Annotated in this window: 15 protein-coding genes; 8 read left to right on the top strand and 7 right to left on the bottom strand. The window is 74.0% G+C overall.

Annotation, left to right across the window (positions count from 1 at the left end):
- Nucleotides 1-7 precede the first annotated feature (7 nt).
- Nucleotides 8-1,066, bottom strand: coding sequence for a PP2C family protein-serine/threonine phosphatase (locus QBL21_RS17020; protein WP_407563050.1), 1,059 nt, complete (start codon nt 1,064-1,066; stop codon nt 8-10).
- Nucleotides 1,067-1,353: 287 nt separating this feature from the next.
- On the opposite strand from QBL21_RS17020, the gene QBL21_RS17025 reads away from it, so the two are divergent.
- Entirely contained in the window at nt 1,354-1,725 is a 372-nt protein-coding gene (locus QBL21_RS17025; protein WP_407563051.1) for an FAD-dependent oxidoreductase, read from the top strand.
- A 187-nt stretch (nt 1,726-1,912) separates the two neighbouring features.
- On the top strand, nt 1,913-5,455 hold the full coding sequence (dnaE, locus tag QBL21_RS17030) for a DNA polymerase III subunit alpha (RefSeq protein ID WP_407563052.1): 3,543 nt from the start codon (nt 1,913-1,915) through the stop codon (nt 5,453-5,455).
- Between the two features lie 15 nt (nt 5,456-5,470).
- On the opposite strand, the gene QBL21_RS17035 is transcribed toward dnaE, so the two are convergent.
- Nucleotides 5,471-6,160 (bottom strand): SDR family NAD(P)-dependent oxidoreductase, encoded by a 690-nt coding sequence (locus QBL21_RS17035; protein ID WP_407563053.1) that lies wholly within the window; start codon nt 6,158-6,160, stop codon nt 5,471-5,473.
- Nucleotides 6,161-6,254: 94 nt separating this feature from the next.
- On the opposite strand from QBL21_RS17035, the gene QBL21_RS17040 reads away from it, so the two are divergent.
- From QBL21_RS17040 to QBL21_RS17055, 4 genes are all read left to right on the top strand, one after another.
- The gene (locus tag QBL21_RS17040) at nt 6,255-6,644 is read left to right on the top strand and encodes a MerR family transcriptional regulator (RefSeq protein WP_407566456.1); all 390 of its coding nucleotides are present in this window, start codon (nt 6,255-6,257) and stop codon (nt 6,642-6,644) included.
- Nucleotides 6,645-6,814: 170 nt separating this feature from the next.
- On the top strand, nt 6,815-6,982 hold the full coding sequence (locus tag QBL21_RS17045; protein WP_407563054.1) for a hypothetical protein: 168 nt from the start codon (nt 6,815-6,817) through the stop codon (nt 6,980-6,982).
- Entirely contained in the window at nt 6,979-7,533 is a 555-nt protein-coding gene (locus QBL21_RS17050; protein WP_407563055.1) for an RNA polymerase sigma factor, read from the top strand. Before QBL21_RS17045 ends, QBL21_RS17050 begins: the two co-directional genes overlap by 4 nt.
- Nucleotides 7,530-8,435 (top strand): hypothetical protein, encoded by a 906-nt coding sequence (locus QBL21_RS17055; RefSeq protein WP_407563056.1) that lies wholly within the window; start codon nt 7,530-7,532, stop codon nt 8,433-8,435. The genes QBL21_RS17050 and QBL21_RS17055 overlap by 4 nt, the downstream gene beginning before the upstream one ends.
- 265 nt (nt 8,436-8,700) lie before the next feature.
- Here QBL21_RS17055 and QBL21_RS17060 read toward each other — a convergent pair whose 3' ends face one another.
- Nucleotides 8,701-10,728, bottom strand: coding sequence for a BTAD domain-containing putative transcriptional regulator (locus QBL21_RS17060; RefSeq protein ID WP_407563057.1), 2,028 nt, complete (start codon nt 10,726-10,728; stop codon nt 8,701-8,703).
- A 47-nt stretch (nt 10,729-10,775) separates the two neighbouring features.
- On the opposite strand from QBL21_RS17060, the gene QBL21_RS17065 reads away from it, so the two are divergent.
- Entirely contained in the window at nt 10,776-12,302 is a 1,527-nt protein-coding gene (locus tag QBL21_RS17065) for an MFS transporter (protein WP_407563058.1), read from the top strand.
- A 16-nt stretch (nt 12,303-12,318) separates the two neighbouring features.
- Here QBL21_RS17065 and QBL21_RS17070 read toward each other — a convergent pair whose 3' ends face one another.
- The 4 genes from QBL21_RS17070 to QBL21_RS17085 form a co-directional block, all read right to left on the bottom strand.
- A complete protein-coding gene (locus QBL21_RS17070) occupies nt 12,319-12,702 on the bottom strand; it encodes a VOC family protein (protein ID WP_407563059.1) in 384 nt (127 codons plus the stop codon).
- Between the two features lie 64 nt (nt 12,703-12,766).
- Nucleotides 12,767-13,591 (bottom strand): siderophore-interacting protein, encoded by an 825-nt coding sequence (locus QBL21_RS17075; RefSeq protein WP_407563060.1) that lies wholly within the window; start codon nt 13,589-13,591, stop codon nt 12,767-12,769.
- A complete protein-coding gene (locus tag QBL21_RS17080) occupies nt 13,588-14,643 on the bottom strand; it encodes an ABC transporter substrate-binding protein (protein WP_407563061.1) in 1,056 nt (351 codons plus the stop codon). Before QBL21_RS17080 ends, QBL21_RS17075 begins: the two co-directional genes overlap by 4 nt.
- 127 nt (nt 14,644-14,770) lie before the next feature.
- Nucleotides 14,771-15,952: an MFS transporter gene (locus QBL21_RS17085; RefSeq protein WP_407563062.1), complete on the bottom strand. Its 1,182-nt coding sequence runs from the start codon at nt 15,950-15,952 to the stop codon at nt 14,771-14,773.
- Between the two features lie 54 nt (nt 15,953-16,006).
- Here QBL21_RS17085 and QBL21_RS17090 point away from each other — a divergent pair, with 54 nt between their 5' ends.
- Entirely contained in the window at nt 16,007-16,774 is a 768-nt protein-coding gene (locus tag QBL21_RS17090; RefSeq protein WP_407563063.1) for an AraC family transcriptional regulator, read from the top strand.
- Nucleotides 16,775-16,776: the final 2 nt, after the last annotated feature.

A 16,776-nucleotide genomic window follows, 5' to 3' on the forward strand; every position in this document is an offset into this window, starting at 1 on the left:
CCTACCGTCAGCCGCCCCGGTAGCGCAGCAGCAGCATCGCCGCGTCGTCGTGCAGCGGCGCCCGTACGTGCTCGATCACGTCCTGGCGCAGCGCGGTCAGCGCGCCCTCGGGATCGGGGTCCTTGAGGAGTCCGGCGCGCTGCTCCAGCGGGTAGAAGGCCCCGGCACGGTCGCGGGCCTCGGTGACTCCGTCGGTGTAGAAGAGCAGTTGGTCCCCGGGTGCGAACCCCGCCGTGTGCGGCTCCGGCTGGGCGACACCGTGCTCCCCGAGACCGAGCGGTAAGGCCCGCTGGGGCGGCGCGAGGTAGCGCACGTCGCCGTCCTGGCGCACGGCCAGCGGCGCGGGGTGGCCGAAGTTGAGCAGCGTGACCTCCTGGCCGGCGCCCACCTCGGCGAGGATGGCGGTGACGAACTTCTCGCCGTCGAGCTGGCGGTCCAGCGCCCGCTCCAGCCGCTCCCCGACGGCCGTCAGGTCCGGCTCGTCGTACGCCGCCTCGCGGAAGGCGCTGAGCACCACCGCCGCGGTCTCCACCGCTTCGAGGCCCTTGCCCTGGACGTCCCCGACGATCAGCCGGACGCCCACCGGCGAGATCACCACCTCGTACAGGTCGCCGCCGATCCGCGCCTCGGCCACGGCCGAGGTGTACGAGACCGCCGCCCGCAGCCGCCCCGCGCTGCGCGGCACCGGGCGCAGCAGCACGCGCTGCGCCACCTCGGCGATCGACCGCACGCTGGCCAGCTCCTCCTCGCGGCGGTGCCGCATCCGCACCGCGAGCAGCGCGGCGACCGTGACGCCGACGACGGACAGCAGGGCCACGTAGCCGCGCCGCGACTCGAACATCACGTCCGAGATGCCGAGCAGGACGCACAGCACCAGCGCGATCCCGCCGACGAACACCGTGCGCTGCCAGCCCCCGACCAGGCCGGCGAAGGCCGGCCCGAGCGAGACCAGGGGCAGGAACCCCACATCGGGCCCGGCGGTGACGTCCACGAAGGCGACGCAGGCCATGACGGCGTACGGCAGCGCGTAGAGCGTTCGGTGATGCGGCAACTTCCGGTCGGTCATGCGCTACTCGCTACTCCAGCCGCTGTTCGGCTCTGCACCTCGGACGGCGCGGAGTGCGGCCCCCGTCGCGGCCGGCCCCCACCCCGTGAGGCTAGGCAAGGATCGGCCCATCGGGGACCGATGCGGCCGAATCGTTGTCTGTCCGGCGCCGGGTCCGGCGCGCCGAGCCCCGTACGATCAGTGCAAAGCATCCGTAACCGGACAGTACACGGTGGTGTTTCCCGCCGATCGTGGCCGGTTCCTCACGGGTTACGGTCGAGGCGGGCCGCGACGCGAGGGAGGCGCCATTGTCCCGCACGTACGACGTCGTCGTCATCGGTCTGGGCGGCATGGGCAGCGCCGCCGCCTGCCATCTCGCCGCCCGCGGCGCGCGCGTGCTCGGTCCGGAACGGTTCGGCCCGGCCCGGCCCACGACCGCGGCGCCGGCCACGGCGGCTCGCGCATCTACCGCCGGGGCTACGCCGAGGGCCCGCAGTACGGTGCCGCTGCTGCTGCGGGCCCGCGAGCTGTGGGAGCGGCTCGGGCGCGACGCGGGAGAGGAGGTGTTCACGCGGACCGGCGGCCTCATGGTCGGCCGGGCCGGCAACACGATGGTCGAGGGCAGCCTCGCCAGTGCCCGCGCGTGGGACCTGCCGCACTGCGGGTGGAGCGCCGGGTGATGTTCTGGTTCGAACCGGGCCTGCCCCAGGTCGTGGTCGCCTGCGGCTTTTCCGGGGCCCTGCGCTGAAGCGACTCCTCCGGTACAACGGGGGGTTGTCCGCATGGGTGTGTTTGTTGTTTGAAACGGCTACCGACCTGGGGATTTGATGGCGCTCCTGACAACGTCCCGTTGTGTGAGGAGCCGTCGTGGCCAAGCCGCCTTTTACGCATCTGCATGTGCACACGCAGTATTCGCTGCTGGATGGGGCGGCGCGGTTGAAGGATATGTTCGCGGCGTGTCGTGAGATGGGGATGTCGCATATCGCGATGACGGATCATGGGAATCTGCACGGTGCCTATGATTTTTTTGCGCAGGCGTCGGCGGCGGGGGTGACGCCGATCATCGGGATCGAGGCGTATGTGGCGCCGGAGTCGCGGCGGAACAAGCGGAAGGTGCAGTGGGGGCAGCCGCATCAGAAGCGTGATGACGTGTCGGGTTCGGGTGGGTATACGCACAAGACGATCTGGGCGTCGTCTCGTACGGGTTTGCATAATTTGTTCCGGTTGTCGTCGGATGCGTACAAGGAGGGGTGGCTTCAGAAGTGGCCGCGGATGGACAAGGAGGTGATCGCCGAGCATGCGGAGGGGCTGATCGCTTCTACGGGGTGTCCGTCGGGTGAGGTGCAGACGCGGTTGCGGCTGGGGCAGTTCGACGAGGCGCTGGCGGCGGCGGCGTGGTATCAGGAGGTGTTCGGGAAGCAGCGGTATTTCCTGGAGCTGATGGATCACGGGATCGAGATCGAGCGGCGGGTGCGGGACGGGCTGCTGGAGATCGGGCGGAAGCTGGGGATTCCGCCGCTGGTGACGAACGATTCGCATTACACGTATGCGCAGGAGGCGGGGGCGCATGATGCGTTGCTGTGTATTCAGACGGGGAAGAACCTGTCGGATCCGGACCGGTTCAAGTTCGACGGGACGGGTTATTACCTGAAGTCGACCGAGGAGATGTATGCGGTCGATTCTTCGGATGCCTGGCAGGAGGGGTGTGCGAACACGCTGCTGGTGGCGGAGCAGATCGACACCGACGGGTGGTTCCAGAAGCGGGACCTGATGCCCAGGTTCGAGGTCCCCGACGGCTACACCGAAGTCACCTGGTTCCGCGAGGAAGTGTGGAGCGGCATGCGCCGCCGCTACCCGGACGGCTGGGACGAGCACTACCGCAAGCAGGCGGAGTACGAGATGGACGTCATCATCCAGATGGGGTTCCCGGGGTACTTCCTGGTGGTCGCGGACTTCATCATGTGGGCGAAGAACAACGGGATCGCGGTGGGTCCCGGGCGTGGTTCGGCGGCGGGTTCGATCGTGTCGTACGCGATGGGGATCACGGACCTGGATCCGATCGAGCACGGGCTGATCTTCGAGCGGTTCCTGAATCCGGAGCGGGTCTCGATGCCGGATGTGGACATCGACTTCGACGAGCGCAGGCGGGCGGAGGTGATCCGCTATGTCACGGAGAAGTACGGTGCCGACAAGGTCGCGATGATCGGTACGTACGGCACGATCAAGGCGAAGAACGCGATCAAGGACTCCGCGCGGGTGCTGGGGTATCCCTACGCGATGGGCGACCGCATCACCAAGGCCATGCCCGCCGACGTCGGCGGCCACGGCATCGACCTCGCGGGCATCACCGACCCCGCGCACCCCCGGCACGCCGAGGCCGGTGAGGTCCGGTCGATGTACGAGAACGAGCCGGACGTGAGGAAGGTGATCGACACCGCGCGGGGAGTCGAGGGCCTGGTGCGGCAGATGGGCGTGCACGCCGCGGGCGTGATCATGTCCAGCGAGCCGATCGTGGACCACGTCCCGGTGTGGGTGCGGCACAGCGACCAGGTGACGATCACGCAGTGGGACTACCCGACCTGCGAATCGCTCGGCCTGCTGAAGATGGACTTCCTGGGCCTGCGCAACCTCACCATCATGGACGACGCCGTGAAAATGGTGCGGGCCAACAAGGGGACCGAGATCGAGCTGCTGTCCCTGCCGCTGAGCGACGCGAAGACCTTCGAACTCCTGGGCCGCGGCGACACCCTCGGCGTGTTCCAGTTCGACGGCAGCGCGATGCGCTCGCTGCTCCGGCTGATGCGCCCCGACCACTTCGAGGACATCACCGCCGTCACCGCCCTCTACCGGCCTGGCCCCATGGGCATGAACTCGCACATCAACTACGCACTCCGCAAGAACGGCCGGCAGGAGATCACCCCGATCCACCCGAGGCTCGAGGAGCCGCTGAAGGAAGTCCTCGACATCACCTACGGACTCGTCGTCTACCAGGAACAGGTGCAGAAGGCCGCGCAGGTCCTCGCCGGCTACACCCTCGGCCAGGCGGACCTGCTGCGCCGGGCGATGGGCAAGAAGAAACAGGAAGTCCTCGACAGGGAGTTCGTCCCCTTCCGCGACGGCTGCCGGGAGCGCGGCTATCCGGACGAGGCCGTGCAGGCGGTCTGGGACGTCCTCGTGCCCTTCGCCGGCTACGCGTACAACAAGGCGCACGCGGCGGCCTACGCGCTCGTGTCGTACTGGACGGCGTATCTGAAGGCCAACTATCCCGCCGAGTACATGGCCGCGCTGCTGACGTCCGTCCGCGACGACAAGGACAAGTCCGCGGTCTACCTCAACGAGTGCCGGAAGATGGGCATCAAGGTGCTTCCCCCGGACGTCAACGAATCCGACGCCGACTTCACCCCCCGCGGCGACGACACGATCGTCTTCGGCCTCTCTGCCGTCCGCAACGTCGGCCGGAACGTCGTGGACTCCATCGTGCGCGGCCGGCAGTCCAAGGGCGCGTACGTCTCCTTTCCCGACTACCTCGAAAAGTCCGAGCCCGTCGTGTGCAACAAACGCACCACCGAATCGCTCATCAAAGCCGGCGCCTTCGACGCCCTCGGCCACACCCGCAAAGGTCTCCTCGCGCACTACGAGCCGATGGTCGACGCCGTCGTCCAGGTCAAGCGGAAGGAGGCGGAAGGGCAGTTCGACCTCTTCGGGGGGATGGGTGACGAGGCCGCGGCGGACGAGCCGGGTTTCGGGCTCGACGTGCAGTTCACGGACGAGGAGTGGGAGAAGTCGTATCTCCTCGCGCAGGAGCGGGAGATGCTCGGCCTGTACGTGTCCGACCATCCGCTGTTCGGTGTCGAGCACGTGCTCAACGACAGGGCCGACGCCACGATCGCCGCGCTCAACGGCGGTGACCACTCCGACGGCACGATCGTCACCATCGGCGGCATCATCTCCGGGCTCCAGCGCAAGATGACCAAGCAGGGCAACGCCTGGGCCATCGCCACCGTCGAGGACCTCGGCGGGTCCATCGACTGCATGTTCTTCCCCGCCACCTACCAGTTGGTCTCCACCCAACTCGTCGAGGACGCCGTCGTCTTCGTCAAGGGCCGCCTCGACAAGCGCGAGGACGTCCCCCGGCTGGTCGCCATGGAACTCGCCGTCCCCGACCTCAGCACCGCCGGCGAACGCGCCCCGGTCCGCCTCGACATCACCGAGGCCCAGGTCACACCCGAGTCCGTGGGCCGGCTCAAGGCGGTGCTCACGGCCCACCCCGGCCCGTCCGACGTGCACCTGCGGGTGCGCGGCCGGTCCCGTACGACGGTCTACCGCCTCGGCCACCGCATCGCGCCGCGGCCGGAGTTCTGGGCCGATCTGAAGGCGGCGGTCGCGGTCAGCCGGGAGCCCGAAGCGTAGCGGGGGCCGCCGCGGTCACGGGCGCGGCGCCGTCCCGGCCGCGCCCGTGAACAGGACGTCGTGCTCCCAGCGCGACCGCGGCTGGGTGTGCAGCCGCCAGTAGTGCTCCGCGATCACGTCCGGGTCGAAGTCCGTGCCGGGCGCCACCACCCCGTCGACCGTGACCGTCGCGACGTGCACGCCGCCCGGCCCGTACTCCAGGTCGAGCAGCCTCGCCAGCGTGCGCACCCCGGCCTTGCCCAGCGAGAGGCTGACGTACGGCGCCTTCGGCTCGGGCATGCCGCCGGTGATCAGGAACGAGCCGCCGCCGCGCCGGGCCATCGCCGGCGCCAGGTGCGCGGCCGCGGTCAGCGCGCCGCCGACGTTCACGGCCCAGGCGTCCAGCAGGGCGCTCTGCGTCAGCTCCCCGAGCGCGTCGGCGCGGACGAGGGCCGCGTTGTAGACGACGGCGTCGGGCACGCCGAACCTGTCGGCCGCGGCATCGAGCGCGGAACGCAGCGCCTCCTCGTCGGTGACGTCGGCGACCAGCGGCAGCGCCCCGTACCCCGGCGGCACGCCCGCGCCCGCGGCGACCGCCTCGGCGACCGGCCCGAGCGTGCGCCGGGAACGCGCCACCAGCGCCACGGGCAGACCCTCCCGGGCGAACCGGCGGGCGACCGCCGCGCCGATCCCGGGCCCCGCTCCGACGACCACTGCTCCTGCCATGACCTCGCCTCGCTCTCCCCGCGGATGATCCGCGGTTCCCGCGACGTTAGAGCGTGCCACCGGTGTGAAGGTCAAGCGAGAGGGCGGGGACGGCATGCGGATCGGCGAGTTGGCCCACCGGACCGGCGTGAGCCGGCGGCTGCTGCGCTACTACGAGGAGCAGGGCCTGCTGCGCCCGGTGCGGCTGCCCAACGGCTACCGCGAGTACACCGACGGCGACGTCGCCGCCGTGCGGCACATCCGCGTGCTGCTCGACGCGGGCCTGCGCACCGCGGTCATCGCGAGGGTCCTGCACTGCGTCGGCGACGACGGCGCCGCACACCGCCTGACGACGACCGGCTGCCCCGGCGTGGTGGCCCGGCTGAGCCGGGAGCACGCCAGGATCACCGCCGACATCGACCGCCTCGACCACTCCCGGCAGGTGCTCGCCGCCCTGCTGGGCACCGCCGCGCCGGAGACCGCCGCCGGCCCGCGGAGCCCGTGAACACCCGCCCGCCGGGCACTCGTCGGCGCCGTGCCGCGGACGAATTCCGGGCTGCCCCATGCACAAACCGGCTGCGGCAGACGTCGTAAGTGGCGGAGGGTGCAAGAGGTGCCCTCCGGGGGCCGACGGGTGGGGGCTTCCGACCAGCGACCGAAAGGACCGTGCGATTCGTGTCCTATCAGGTGGAACTGCTCGTGCGGGACATGCTGACGGCCGCGCTCGCCCTGCGCGTGTTCGGCCCCGCGGCACTGGCGGCCGCCCGCCGCGCCATGGCGGCGGGCGTACGGGCCGGCGTGAGCGAGATACGCCGCCAGCAGCCAGGGGAGGGACGACGGTGACCCGCGAGGAGACCTCCCTGCCCGGTGCCGGGCGGCAGGCCGCGGTGCGGCTGCCGCTGGACTTCACCGCCTTCCACCGGCTCTACCGGCCGGTGTACGTGCGCTACGCCGAGCGCTGCCTGCGCTCCCGCGCGGACGCGGACGAGGCCGTCGACGACGGCTTCGAGCAGGTGCTGCTGATGTGGCCGGAGATCTTACGGATGGCCAGCCCCACGGCCTACGTGTGGCGGGTGATGAAGAACCGGATCGTCGACCACGCGCGCGCCCGCGGCAGGCGGCCCGTCGTGGTGGAGGCGGCGGTGTTCGAGACCGCGACGCTGGAGTCCTGCGCGGACCCGATCGGCGAACTGGAGGGCAACCTGCGGCTGCTGGCCGCGGTCTCCCAGCTCTCGGAGCGGCAGCGGGAGGTCATCGTCTTCCGGCACTACGAGGGGTACAGCTACGCCGAGATCGCCGACCACCTCGGGCTCACCCCGGCCGGCGTGCGCTCCGTCGACCGGTACGCGCGGCGCCGGCTCAAGGAGATCTACCAGGAGGGAGAAGTCCGTTGACCACCGATATCGACCGCGTGCTGGCCCGGGCGCGGCTGAAGCCGACCGCCCTCTACACCCAGGCCGAGATCGACGCCGCGGAACAGCGCCTCGCCGCCCGCGCCGCGGCCCGCCACCGGGTGCCGCCGCAGGACGGCCCCGCCCCGGACGACCGTGCGCCGGGCACGTCCGGCACCGGGACCGCGGCGGACCCCGCCGCGGGGCGGCGGCGCGCCGCCCGCGACCTGCGGCTGCTGTGCGAGGTGCTGCTCGCCCAGCCCGGTGCGCTGGAGTCGCTGGCGGAGAGCCTGCCGGGCACGGCGCTGCCCGAGACGCCCGGAGCCCGTGCGCTCGGCGGCGTGCTGCACCTCGCCGAGTGCGAGGACAGCGCCCGCTTCTGGTGGCAGTACGCGGCCGGGGCCGGCGACGCCGTCTCGTCGTACTGCCTGTACCTGCACCACCGGGCCGAGGACGAGGACGAGGAGGCGGACTGGTGGCTGGACCACACCAGCGTCACCCCGGCCACCGCCGCGTTCAGCGAGCTGACCACCCGGCGGGAGATCGCCACGGCGCTGCGTGTGCTGCGCTCCCTGCGGGAGCGCCCGCCGCTGTCGGAGGCGCTGCGCGCGCTGGTGGAGTACGTGCCCGCGGCGGTCGGGTTCGTCGACGACGACCTCGAACTCCCGCTGCCCGACGGCGACCTGGCCGGCCTCGTCGAGGCCCTCGCGCCGCGCGGCGAGCCGCACGCGCGGCGCCCCCGGGGGGCCGGCCGCGACCGGCTGCCGGCGCGCAGGCCGCCCGCGCCGGCGGCGGTGACCTGCGCGCCGGGCGAGCGCGGCGAGGGCGACGCGAGCATCCAGGACACCGACATCCAGGAGGCGCTGCGCGACTGCGAGGAGGCGACGACCTCGCCGGGCGGCTAGCGGCCAAGGCCCCGCGCGCGGCTGCTGCGGGGCGCCGGCGACCGCGCGGCTGCCGGGCCCCGGACCGGCTTCCGGGACCCGGCGTACGGCCGCGGTCCGGCTCGTACGCGGCACGCACGACCGCTGGCCGGCAGGTGTACGTGTCCGCCCGCGGCCCGCGCCGTCTCCGCCCGCCCGGTGCGCCCACGCCCGACGCCGGCCGTACACCGTGCCGGGCGGCGCGGCCACCCCCGGCCCGCCGGTCCCGCCGGGCGCGCCGCGGTCGTCAGCGCGGCGTCGGCCGGCCGCGGGCCGTCTCGTACCAGGCCAGCGAGCCGCTGATGCGGGTGGCCAGGGCCGTCTCGCGGCGGCGGGTGGCGCCGTCGAGGGCCTCGCGCAGGTTGGTGATCTCCGCGTCCAGCCGGCCGATCCAGCGCTGCCGCGCGTGTCCCGCCCGCTCCGCCTCGGCGCACTCCGCGAGGCGCGCGTAGTAGTCGTCGCGGCGCCCGAGCACCTCCGCCGTCTCGCCGGCGTCCTCCAGCCGCTCCCAGGCGTACGCGGCGACCGTCTCCAGCAGCCGGTACCGCTCGCCGTCCCGGGAGACCAGCGACCGGTCGACCAGCCGGGCCAGCAGCTCCGGCACCTCCTGGGCGGTGAGACCCGCGGGCGGCGCCTGCTCGCCCCCGGCCTCGATGGACACCGCACCCTCGCCCGCGCCGACCGGGCCGGCGCCGCTGTCCGCGCAGACGTAGATCGCGCCGCTCAGCGTGCAGCCCGCGCCGTGCACGGCGAGCCGCCGCAGCGCCACCCGCTCGCGGTCGTCCAGCAGCCGCCAGCTCCAGTCGATCGCCGCCCGCAGCGTGCGCTGCCGCTCCGGCAGGCCGCGCCGGCCGCCGTCCAGCAGCCGGAAGCGGTCGTCGAGCCCGGCGGCCAGGCCCCGTACGCCCAGCCCGTGGACGCGGGATGCGGCCAGCTCCAGGGCCAGCGGGATGCCGTCGAGCCGGCGGCACACCTCGGCGACCTCCGCCGCGTTCCCGGCGCCGACCGCGAAGCCCGGCGCCGCGGCGGCGGCGCGGTCGGCGAAGAGCCGCACCGCGTCCTCCTCGGCCAGCGGCGCCACCGCCCGTACCACCTCGCCGGCGACGCCCAGCGGCTCCCGCCCGGTGGCCACCACCCGCAGCCCGGGCGCCGTGCGCAGCAGCCGGTCGGCGAGCTTGGCGGCCTGGTCGACGACGTGCTCGACGTTGTCGAGCAGCAGTACCGCGGAGCCCTCGCCCAGCGCCTCGGCGATCCGGTCCTCGTCCGGCACGCCGAACGCCGTGGCCACCACGTCCGCCACGCTCCCGCCCCCGGCGCCCGCCAGCTCGGCCACGTAACCGGGCGCGGGGGAGCCGTGCAGCGCGGCCAGCGCCAGGCGCGTCTTGCCCACGCCGCCCGGGCCGGTGAGCGTCACCAGCCGCTCGCCGTCCAGCAGGGGCCGCAGCTCCGCCAGCTCCGCCGCCCGGCCGACCAGCGGCGTCAGCGGCGCCGGCAGCCGCGGCGGGCGCAGCCGCGGGGCCGCGGGCGGCGCGGCGGCCAGGACCTCGTCGCCCGTCAGGATCCGCTGGTGCAGCCCGGCCAGCTCCCGGCCCGGGTCGAGCCCGGCCTCCTCGCGCAGCCGCACCCGCAGGGCGCGGTAGGCGGCCAGCGCCTCGCTCTGCCTACCGGCGCCGTACAGCGCACGCATGAGCAGCCCCGTCAGCCGCTCGTGCAGCGGATGGGCGCCCACCAGGTCCGTCAACTCGGCCACCAGCGGCGCATGTTCGCCCAGGCCCAGCCGCGCCCGCGCCAGCTCCTCCAGCGCGGTCAGCCGCTCCTCCTCCAGCCGCGCCGCGGTGGCGCGGGCGAAGGGGGCGTCCTCGTACGGGCCGAAAGCCGGCCCGCGCCACAGCGCCAGCGCCTCGGTGAGCAGGTCGGCGGCGCGGGCCGGGCCGGGTGCCGTACGGGCGCGCCGGACGAGTGCGGCGAAGTCCCCGGCGTCGGTGGCGGCCTCCAGCACGTAACCCGAGGGCCCCGAGACGACCAGCTCGCGCCCGCCCGGCTCGGCGTCCCCCAGCGCCCGCCGCAACTGGGAGACCTTCGCCCGCAGCGCCCCCGTCGGCTTGCCCGGCGGACGGGCGTCCCACAGGTCGTCGACGAGCCGCCCCTGCGGCACCGGCCGGCCCTCGCGGGCGAGGAGCGCGGCCAGCAGCACGCGCACCTTCAGTTCCGGGACCCTGACCGGCCGTCCGTCGTCGGTCCAGACCCGTACCGGCCCGAGCACTCCGAAGCGCATGACACCACCATAAGCAAACCCGAACACCGCCCGGCGACCGTGAACCCATGACGACAACCACCGCCACGAAGGCGGGGCCCCGCGAATGGCTCGGCCTGAGCGTGCTCGCCCTGCCCATGCTGCTCGCCTCGGTCGACAACAGCGTGCTCTACCTCGCGCTGCCCCATCTGACCGCGGACTTGCAGCCGTCCTCCACGCAGGTGCTGTGGATCATGGACGTCTACGGGTTCATGATGGCCGGCTTCCTCATTACCATGGGCACGCTCGGCGACCGGATAGGCCGCCGCCGGCTGCTGACCTTCGGCGCGGCGGCCTTCGGCGCGGCCTCGGTGCTCGCCGCGTACGCGTCGAGCGCCGAGATGCTGATCGCGGCCCGCATGCTGCTCGGCATCGCGGCCTCCACGCTCGCGCCCTCGGCGCTGGCCCTGGTCGGCAGCATGTTCACCGACGCGCGCCAGCGCGCCCTGGCCATCGGCGTGTTCACCGCCTGCTTCATGGGCGGCGCGGCGCTGGGGCCGGTCGTCGGCGGGGTGATGCTGGAGAACTTCTGGTGGGGCTCGGTGTTCCTGCTCGGCGTCCCGGTGGCGCTGCTGCTGGTGCTCACGGCCCGGCCGCTGCTGCCGGAGTCCGGCGGCGAGGGCGGCGGGCGGCTGGACCCGGGGAGCGTGGCGCTGTCGCTGCTGGCGGTCATCCCGCTCGTCTACGGGCTGAAGGAACTGGCCGACGAGCCGGGCACGAAGGCGGCCGGCGCGGTCGCCGCCGGGCTCGCCTTCGGCTACGCCTTCGCCCGCCGGCAGCTCCGGCTGGCAGAACCGCTGCTGGACCTGCGGCTGTTCCGCAACCGCTCGTTCTCCGCTGCGCTGGTCGTCCTGCTGCTGACGATGCTCATGCAGGGCGGCACGTACCTCTTCTTCAGCCAGCACCTCCAGTTGATCGAGGGCTTCTCGCCGCTGAAGGCCGGGTTCTGGATGGCGCCGCCGGCGCTCGCGCTGGTCGCCGGGTCCCTGCTGGCGCCGGTCCTGGCGCGGACCATGCGGCCCGCGGTGATCGTCTCGGCGGGCCTTGCGGTGTCCGCGGCCGGGTTCCTGTACGTCGCCGTCAGCGACGACCTCGTGCCGCTGGTGATCGGGTTCACGCTGGGCTTCCTCGGCGCCGCGCCCGTCGGCGCGCTGGGGCTGAACCTGATCGTGGGGACGGCGCCCGCGGAGAAGTCCGGCTCCGCGTCGGCCACCGCGGAGACCAGCGGCGAGATGGGCATCTCGCTGGGTATCGCGGTCCTCGGCAGCCTGGGCGCCGCCGTCTACACCGCCGGGATCGACCTCCCCGCGGGGGCGCCGGAGCGGGCGGGGGAGTCCCTCGCCGACGCCGACGCGGCGGCGGCCGGGCTGCCGGAGCGCCTCGGCGGCGACCTCCTCGATGCCGCCCACACGGCCTTCGGCTCCGGGATGACCGCCGTCGCCCTGGTCGCCGCCGGGCTCTACGCGGGTCTCGCGGCGCTGGTCGTCGTGCTGCTGCGGCACCTGCGCCCGATCGGCGCGGAGGACGGGAACGGGGACGAGAAGGGGAACGGCTGAGCCGCGGGGCGGGGGCTCAGGGCTGCGTCGCCGCGCGCTCGGCCGCGCTGCGCAGCACGCAGAACTCGTTGCCCTCCGGGTCGGCGAGCACGGCCCACCCGGTGCCGTCCGGCTTGCGGTGGTCGGCGACGAACGTCGCGCCGAGGCCGAGCAGCCGCTCCACCTCCTCCTCGCGCCGGGTCTCGGGCCGCAGGCACAGATGGATCCGGTTCTTGGCGGTCTTGGGCTCCGGCACCTGGTTGAAGTGCAGCACCGGGCCCTCGGGCAGGAGCACCTGCGTCTCCGGCGAGCCCGGTCCGTCCTCCGGATGGACCGGGCTTCCGGTCACCCGGCTCCAGAAGAGCGACAGCTCGTAGGCGTCGGCACAGTCGATCGCGATGTTCTGCACTACCGAGGTCATGGACGCACCCTGCCCGAGCGCCCCGCCGCCCGCCACCGGATTACGCCCCGGCCGCCCGCCGCCGTCAGGCGGGCTCCGCCGCCGCCAGCAACTGGTCCTCCGTGGTGCCGCGCCGCCAGTAGCCGGTGAACGTCACCGCCCGGCGGTCGATGCCCCGTTCGCGCACCAGATGGCGGCGTACGGCCTTCACCGTCGCCGACTCCCCGGCGACCCAGGCGTACGGCGTGCCCCCGGGCAGCTCCGCGGCGCGCAGCGCGTCCGGCGCCGGCGCGTCCTCGCCCCGTACGAGCCAGGTGACCTCCGCGTCGGCCGCGGTGGCGAGCTCCAGGCGGTCGCCGGCGTCGGCCACCTCGATCCAGGCGCGTACGGGCACGCCCGCGGGCAGGGCCGCGAGGATGCCGGCGACGGCGGGCAGCGCGGTCTCGTCGGCGGTGACCAGCATCCAGCCGGTGCCGGCCGGCGGGCGGAAGTCGTACGCCACGTTCTCCGCGACGATCGGTGCCAGCGTGCTGAGCCGGTCGCCGGGGGCCGCGTGGAGCGCCCAGCGCGATCCCGGGCCGGTCTCGCCGTGCACGGCGAAGTCGACCACGAGCCGGTCCGGGTCGCGGGTGAGGGTGCGCGTCGTGTACGTGCGCATGATGCCGCGCACCGCGGGGTCGAGCGCCTGCCAGGCCGGGTACCAGTCGCTGCCGTCGTCGTCCGGCATGACCGGCGCGTCCTGGCCCGGGTGCGGGAAGAACAGCTTGATGCGCTGGTCGCGTCCGGCGGACTCCATCGAGCCCAGTGCGGGGCCGGCGAAGGAGACCCGGATCATGGTGGGCGAGAGGCGCTCGACCTCGTCGGCGACGAGGTCGAAGAAGCGGAACGGGGAGACGGTCGCGGTGGTCACCGGATCACCTGCTCCGCGTCGCGCAGGGCGTCGGCCAGCGCCTCGATCAGCGGCGCGTGGCCGGCGTAGCTGTGGTGCGCCTCGCTCTGCCAGGGGATGACCTGCCCGGCGGCGACCGCGGGGAGCCGGCGCCAGGTGGGCTTGGACTCCGCGAGCTGGTCGGGCTGGAGGTTGCCGGTGCGCCGGTCGACCATGACGACGTCGGCCTCGAACCGGTCGACCGTCTCCCAGCTCGACTCCTCCCAGAAGCCGCGCTCGCCGGGCTTCTCGGGGGTGACGAACTCGACGCCGAGCTGCTCGTAGTAGCGCAGGTCCCCGAAGTCCTCGGCGACGGCGGCGTAGAGCATGTCGGCGCTGGCGGAGACGGCGAGGACCTTCAGCCCGCGGCGGTCCGCGGCGGTCTTGGCCAGCGTCTGCGACGCCTTCTCGAAGCGGGATCTGGCGCGTACGACCTTCTCGGCCTTCAGGTCCGCGCCGAGCGCTTCGGCCAGTTCGGCGTAGCGCCCGATCGCGGCGTCGAGGGAGGTGCCGGAGGTGCGGATGCCGACGGCCGGGGCGAGGGAGGTGATCTCCTCGGTGCTCTCCTCCGGCAGGTACCACAGCACCGGCGGCTCCTGCATGTTGGTGACCAGCAGCTCGGGCTGGAGCGAGGCGTACTTCTCGACGCTGAACTGGCCGTAGGTGTTGCCGATGACGGTCATCTCGTCCACGTCGAGGTCGCCGGCCTGGAGGTCGCGCTCGCCGTCGGGTGTCGTCGTCGGGCCGAAGACGCCGGTGCACTCGATGCCGAAGTCGTGCAGCGCGGCGGCCGACGCGACGTAGCCGACGATGCGCTCGGGGGTGCGGTCCGCCTTGGCGACCTTGCCGCGGTCGTCCTCGAAGCGCCAGGTGCCGCCCGCGCCACCGGAGTCGGACCCGCCGGAGCCGGAGTCGTCGCCGCAGGCGGCGAGTACGGCGCCGAGGCCGAGCGCGCCGCCGGCGGCGAGCAGGCCGCGGCGGGAGGGGTGGGCGACGTCGGGGCGTGGCCGGAAACGGCTGTCGCGTATCTGCATGAAGGTTAGGCTAACCTAACCGTCGCGGGCCGGGGGAGCGGCCCGGCCCGCGACGCTCCCCCGCTCGACCCGCCCTGCGCCGCCCTGCGCCTGCATCCCGCCCGACTGCCGGGCGGACGGCGGCGGTTCAGCCGTACGGGGGCGCCCCCGGCTCGCGCAGCGGGAGCAGCAGCACGAGCCCCGCCGCGGGCAGCGCGACCAGCGGCGTGAGCGCCACCGTCAGTGAACTGGCGTCCGCGAGCGCCCCGATGAGCGGGCCGGCCAGCCCTCCGGCGCTGACCGCCAGGCCAAGCGTGACGCCGCCCGCGGTGCCGACGTGCCGGGGCAGGTAGTCCTGGCCGAGCGTGATGTGCAGCGAGAACGGCACGTACAGCCCCGCCGAAGTGAGCGCCACGAAGACGTAGAGCGCGGGGCCCGGTACGAACACCACCCCGGCCACCGCCGGGCCGGTCAGCGCGTACGACCACCGCACCACCGGCAGCCGCCCGAAGCGCGCCGCCAGCCGCCCGCCGGCCACCGTGCCCACCGCGCCCCCCAGGTACAGCACGAACAGCGCCGCCGTGCCCGCCGCCGTACCGCCCGCCGTGCGCCCGGGCACGTACAGCGAGACGAACGCGCTCAGCCCCACGAACACCACCGACCGGCACACCACCGCCCCCGTCAGCCGCGCGAACGACGCCCAGTCGTCCCGCCCGCCGGGTCCGCCGGCCGGTCCCGCGCCGTCCGCCGCCGGGGGCTTCGGCGCGTACGGCCGCAGCGAGCGCAGCGCCGCGGCGCACAGCCCCGCCCCGGCCAGCGCCGGCAGCACAAGCAGCGGTGAGGCCCGCAGCCCGCCGGCCGCGGCGACGGCCGCCACCAGCGGGGGAGCGGTGGCGAAGCCGAGGTTGCCGCCGAGGGAGAACCAGCCCATCGCGGTGTGGCTGCCCGCGCTCGCCCGCCGCGCCACCCGGGCGGCCTCCGGGTGGTACGCGGCGACCCCGACGCCCGACAGCGCGACCACCGCCAGGGTCGCGGCGTACGAGCCGAAGACCCCGGCCAGCGCCACGCCCGCGCCGGCCGCCAGCGTGCTGACCGGCAGCAGCCACGGCAGCGGGCGCCGGTCGGTCAGCACCCCGAAGAGCGGCTGCACCACCGACGAGAGCAGCGAGGCCGCCAGCACGACGCCGGAGGCGGCGGCGTACGAGTACGCCCGCTCGGCGACGAAGAACGGCACCAGCGCCGCCACCGCCCCCTGGTAGACATCGACGCACGCGTGGCCCATCGACAGCAGCGTCAGGGGCCGGAAGCGGGCGGCGCGGGGTTCGGGCATCCTCCGATCGTCACCGGGCGACCCCCTGGCGAACTTCCGATAAAATGCCAATTGATGCCGGACATCCGCCACGCCCCCGAAGCACCCACCCGGGCCAGGTCGCTGGCCGCGGGCGAGCGCATCGACGCGCACCGGCACGACGACCACCAGCTCGTCTACGCCGGCTCCGGCGTCCTCGCCGTCACCACCGACGCCGGCACCTGGTTCGCGCCCGGCACCCGCGCGCTGTGGGTGCCCGCCGGCTGCGTCCACGCCCACCGCGCGTACGGCCACCTCGACCTGCACCTGGTCGGGGTGCCCGCGGACACCGGCACCCTGGGGCTCGACGCGCCGAGCGTCCTGGCCGTCGACCCGCTGCTGCGCGAGCTGATCCTCGCCTGCACCCGCGACCCGTACGACGACACCCCCGAGGGACGGCGGCTGCGCACCGTCCTGCTGGACCGACTGCGCGCCGCCGCCGCCTTTGCCGCCTCCGCGCGGCAGCCCGTGCCGCTGCCCGCGCCCGCCGACCCGCGGCTCGCCGCCGTCTGCGACCTGCTCTACGCCGACCCCGCCGATCAGCGCACGCTGGCCGCCCTCGGCCGGGCCGCCGGTGCGGGCGCGGGGGAGCGGACGCTCAGCCGCCTCTTCCGCCGCGAGACGGGCATGACCTTCCCGCAGTGGCGCACCCGACTGCGCCTGTACCACGCGCTGCGGCTGCTTGCCGACGACGTGCCGGTGACCACCGTCGCGCACCGCTGCGGCTGGTCCTCGGCGAGCGCCTTCATCGACGTCTACCGCCGCGCCTACGGCACCACCCCGGGCAGCCACCGCCGCGGCTGACG

This window comes from Streptomyces sp. 184 (assembly GCF_045781775.1).
In the GTDB taxonomy this organism is placed as follows: domain Bacteria; phylum Actinomycetota; class Actinomycetes; order Streptomycetales; family Streptomycetaceae; genus Streptomyces.

Excerpts from the sequence above, each read along its gene's own strand:
- QBL21_RS17035 (WP_407563053.1), bottom strand. The coding sequence starts at position 6,160 with ATGGCAGGAGCAGTGGTCGTCGGAGCGGGGCCCGGGATCGGCGCGGCG.
- QBL21_RS17060 (WP_407563057.1), bottom strand. The coding sequence starts at position 10,728 with ATGCGCTTCGGAGTGCTCGGGCCGGTACGGGTCTGGACCGACGACGGA.
- QBL21_RS17085 (WP_407563062.1), bottom strand. The coding sequence starts at position 15,952 with ATGCCCGAACCCCGCGCCGCCCGCTTCCGGCCCCTGACGCTGCTGTCG.
- QBL21_RS17080 (WP_407563061.1), bottom strand. The coding sequence starts at position 14,643 with ATGCAGATACGCGACAGCCGTTTCCGGCCACGCCCCGACGTCGCCCAC.
- QBL21_RS17070 (WP_407563059.1), bottom strand. The coding sequence starts at position 12,702 with ATGACCTCGGTAGTGCAGAACATCGCGATCGACTGTGCCGACGCCTAC.
- QBL21_RS17065 (WP_407563058.1), top strand. The coding sequence starts at position 10,776 with ATGACGACAACCACCGCCACGAAGGCGGGGCCCCGCGAATGGCTCGGC.
- QBL21_RS17090 (WP_407563063.1), top strand. The coding sequence starts at position 16,007 with ATGCCGGACATCCGCCACGCCCCCGAAGCACCCACCCGGGCCAGGTCG.
- QBL21_RS17040 (WP_407566456.1), top strand. The coding sequence starts at position 6,255 with ATGCGGATCGGCGAGTTGGCCCACCGGACCGGCGTGAGCCGGCGGCTG.
- QBL21_RS17020 (WP_407563050.1), bottom strand. The coding sequence starts at position 1,066 with ATGACCGACCGGAAGTTGCCGCATCACCGAACGCTCTACGCGCTGCCG.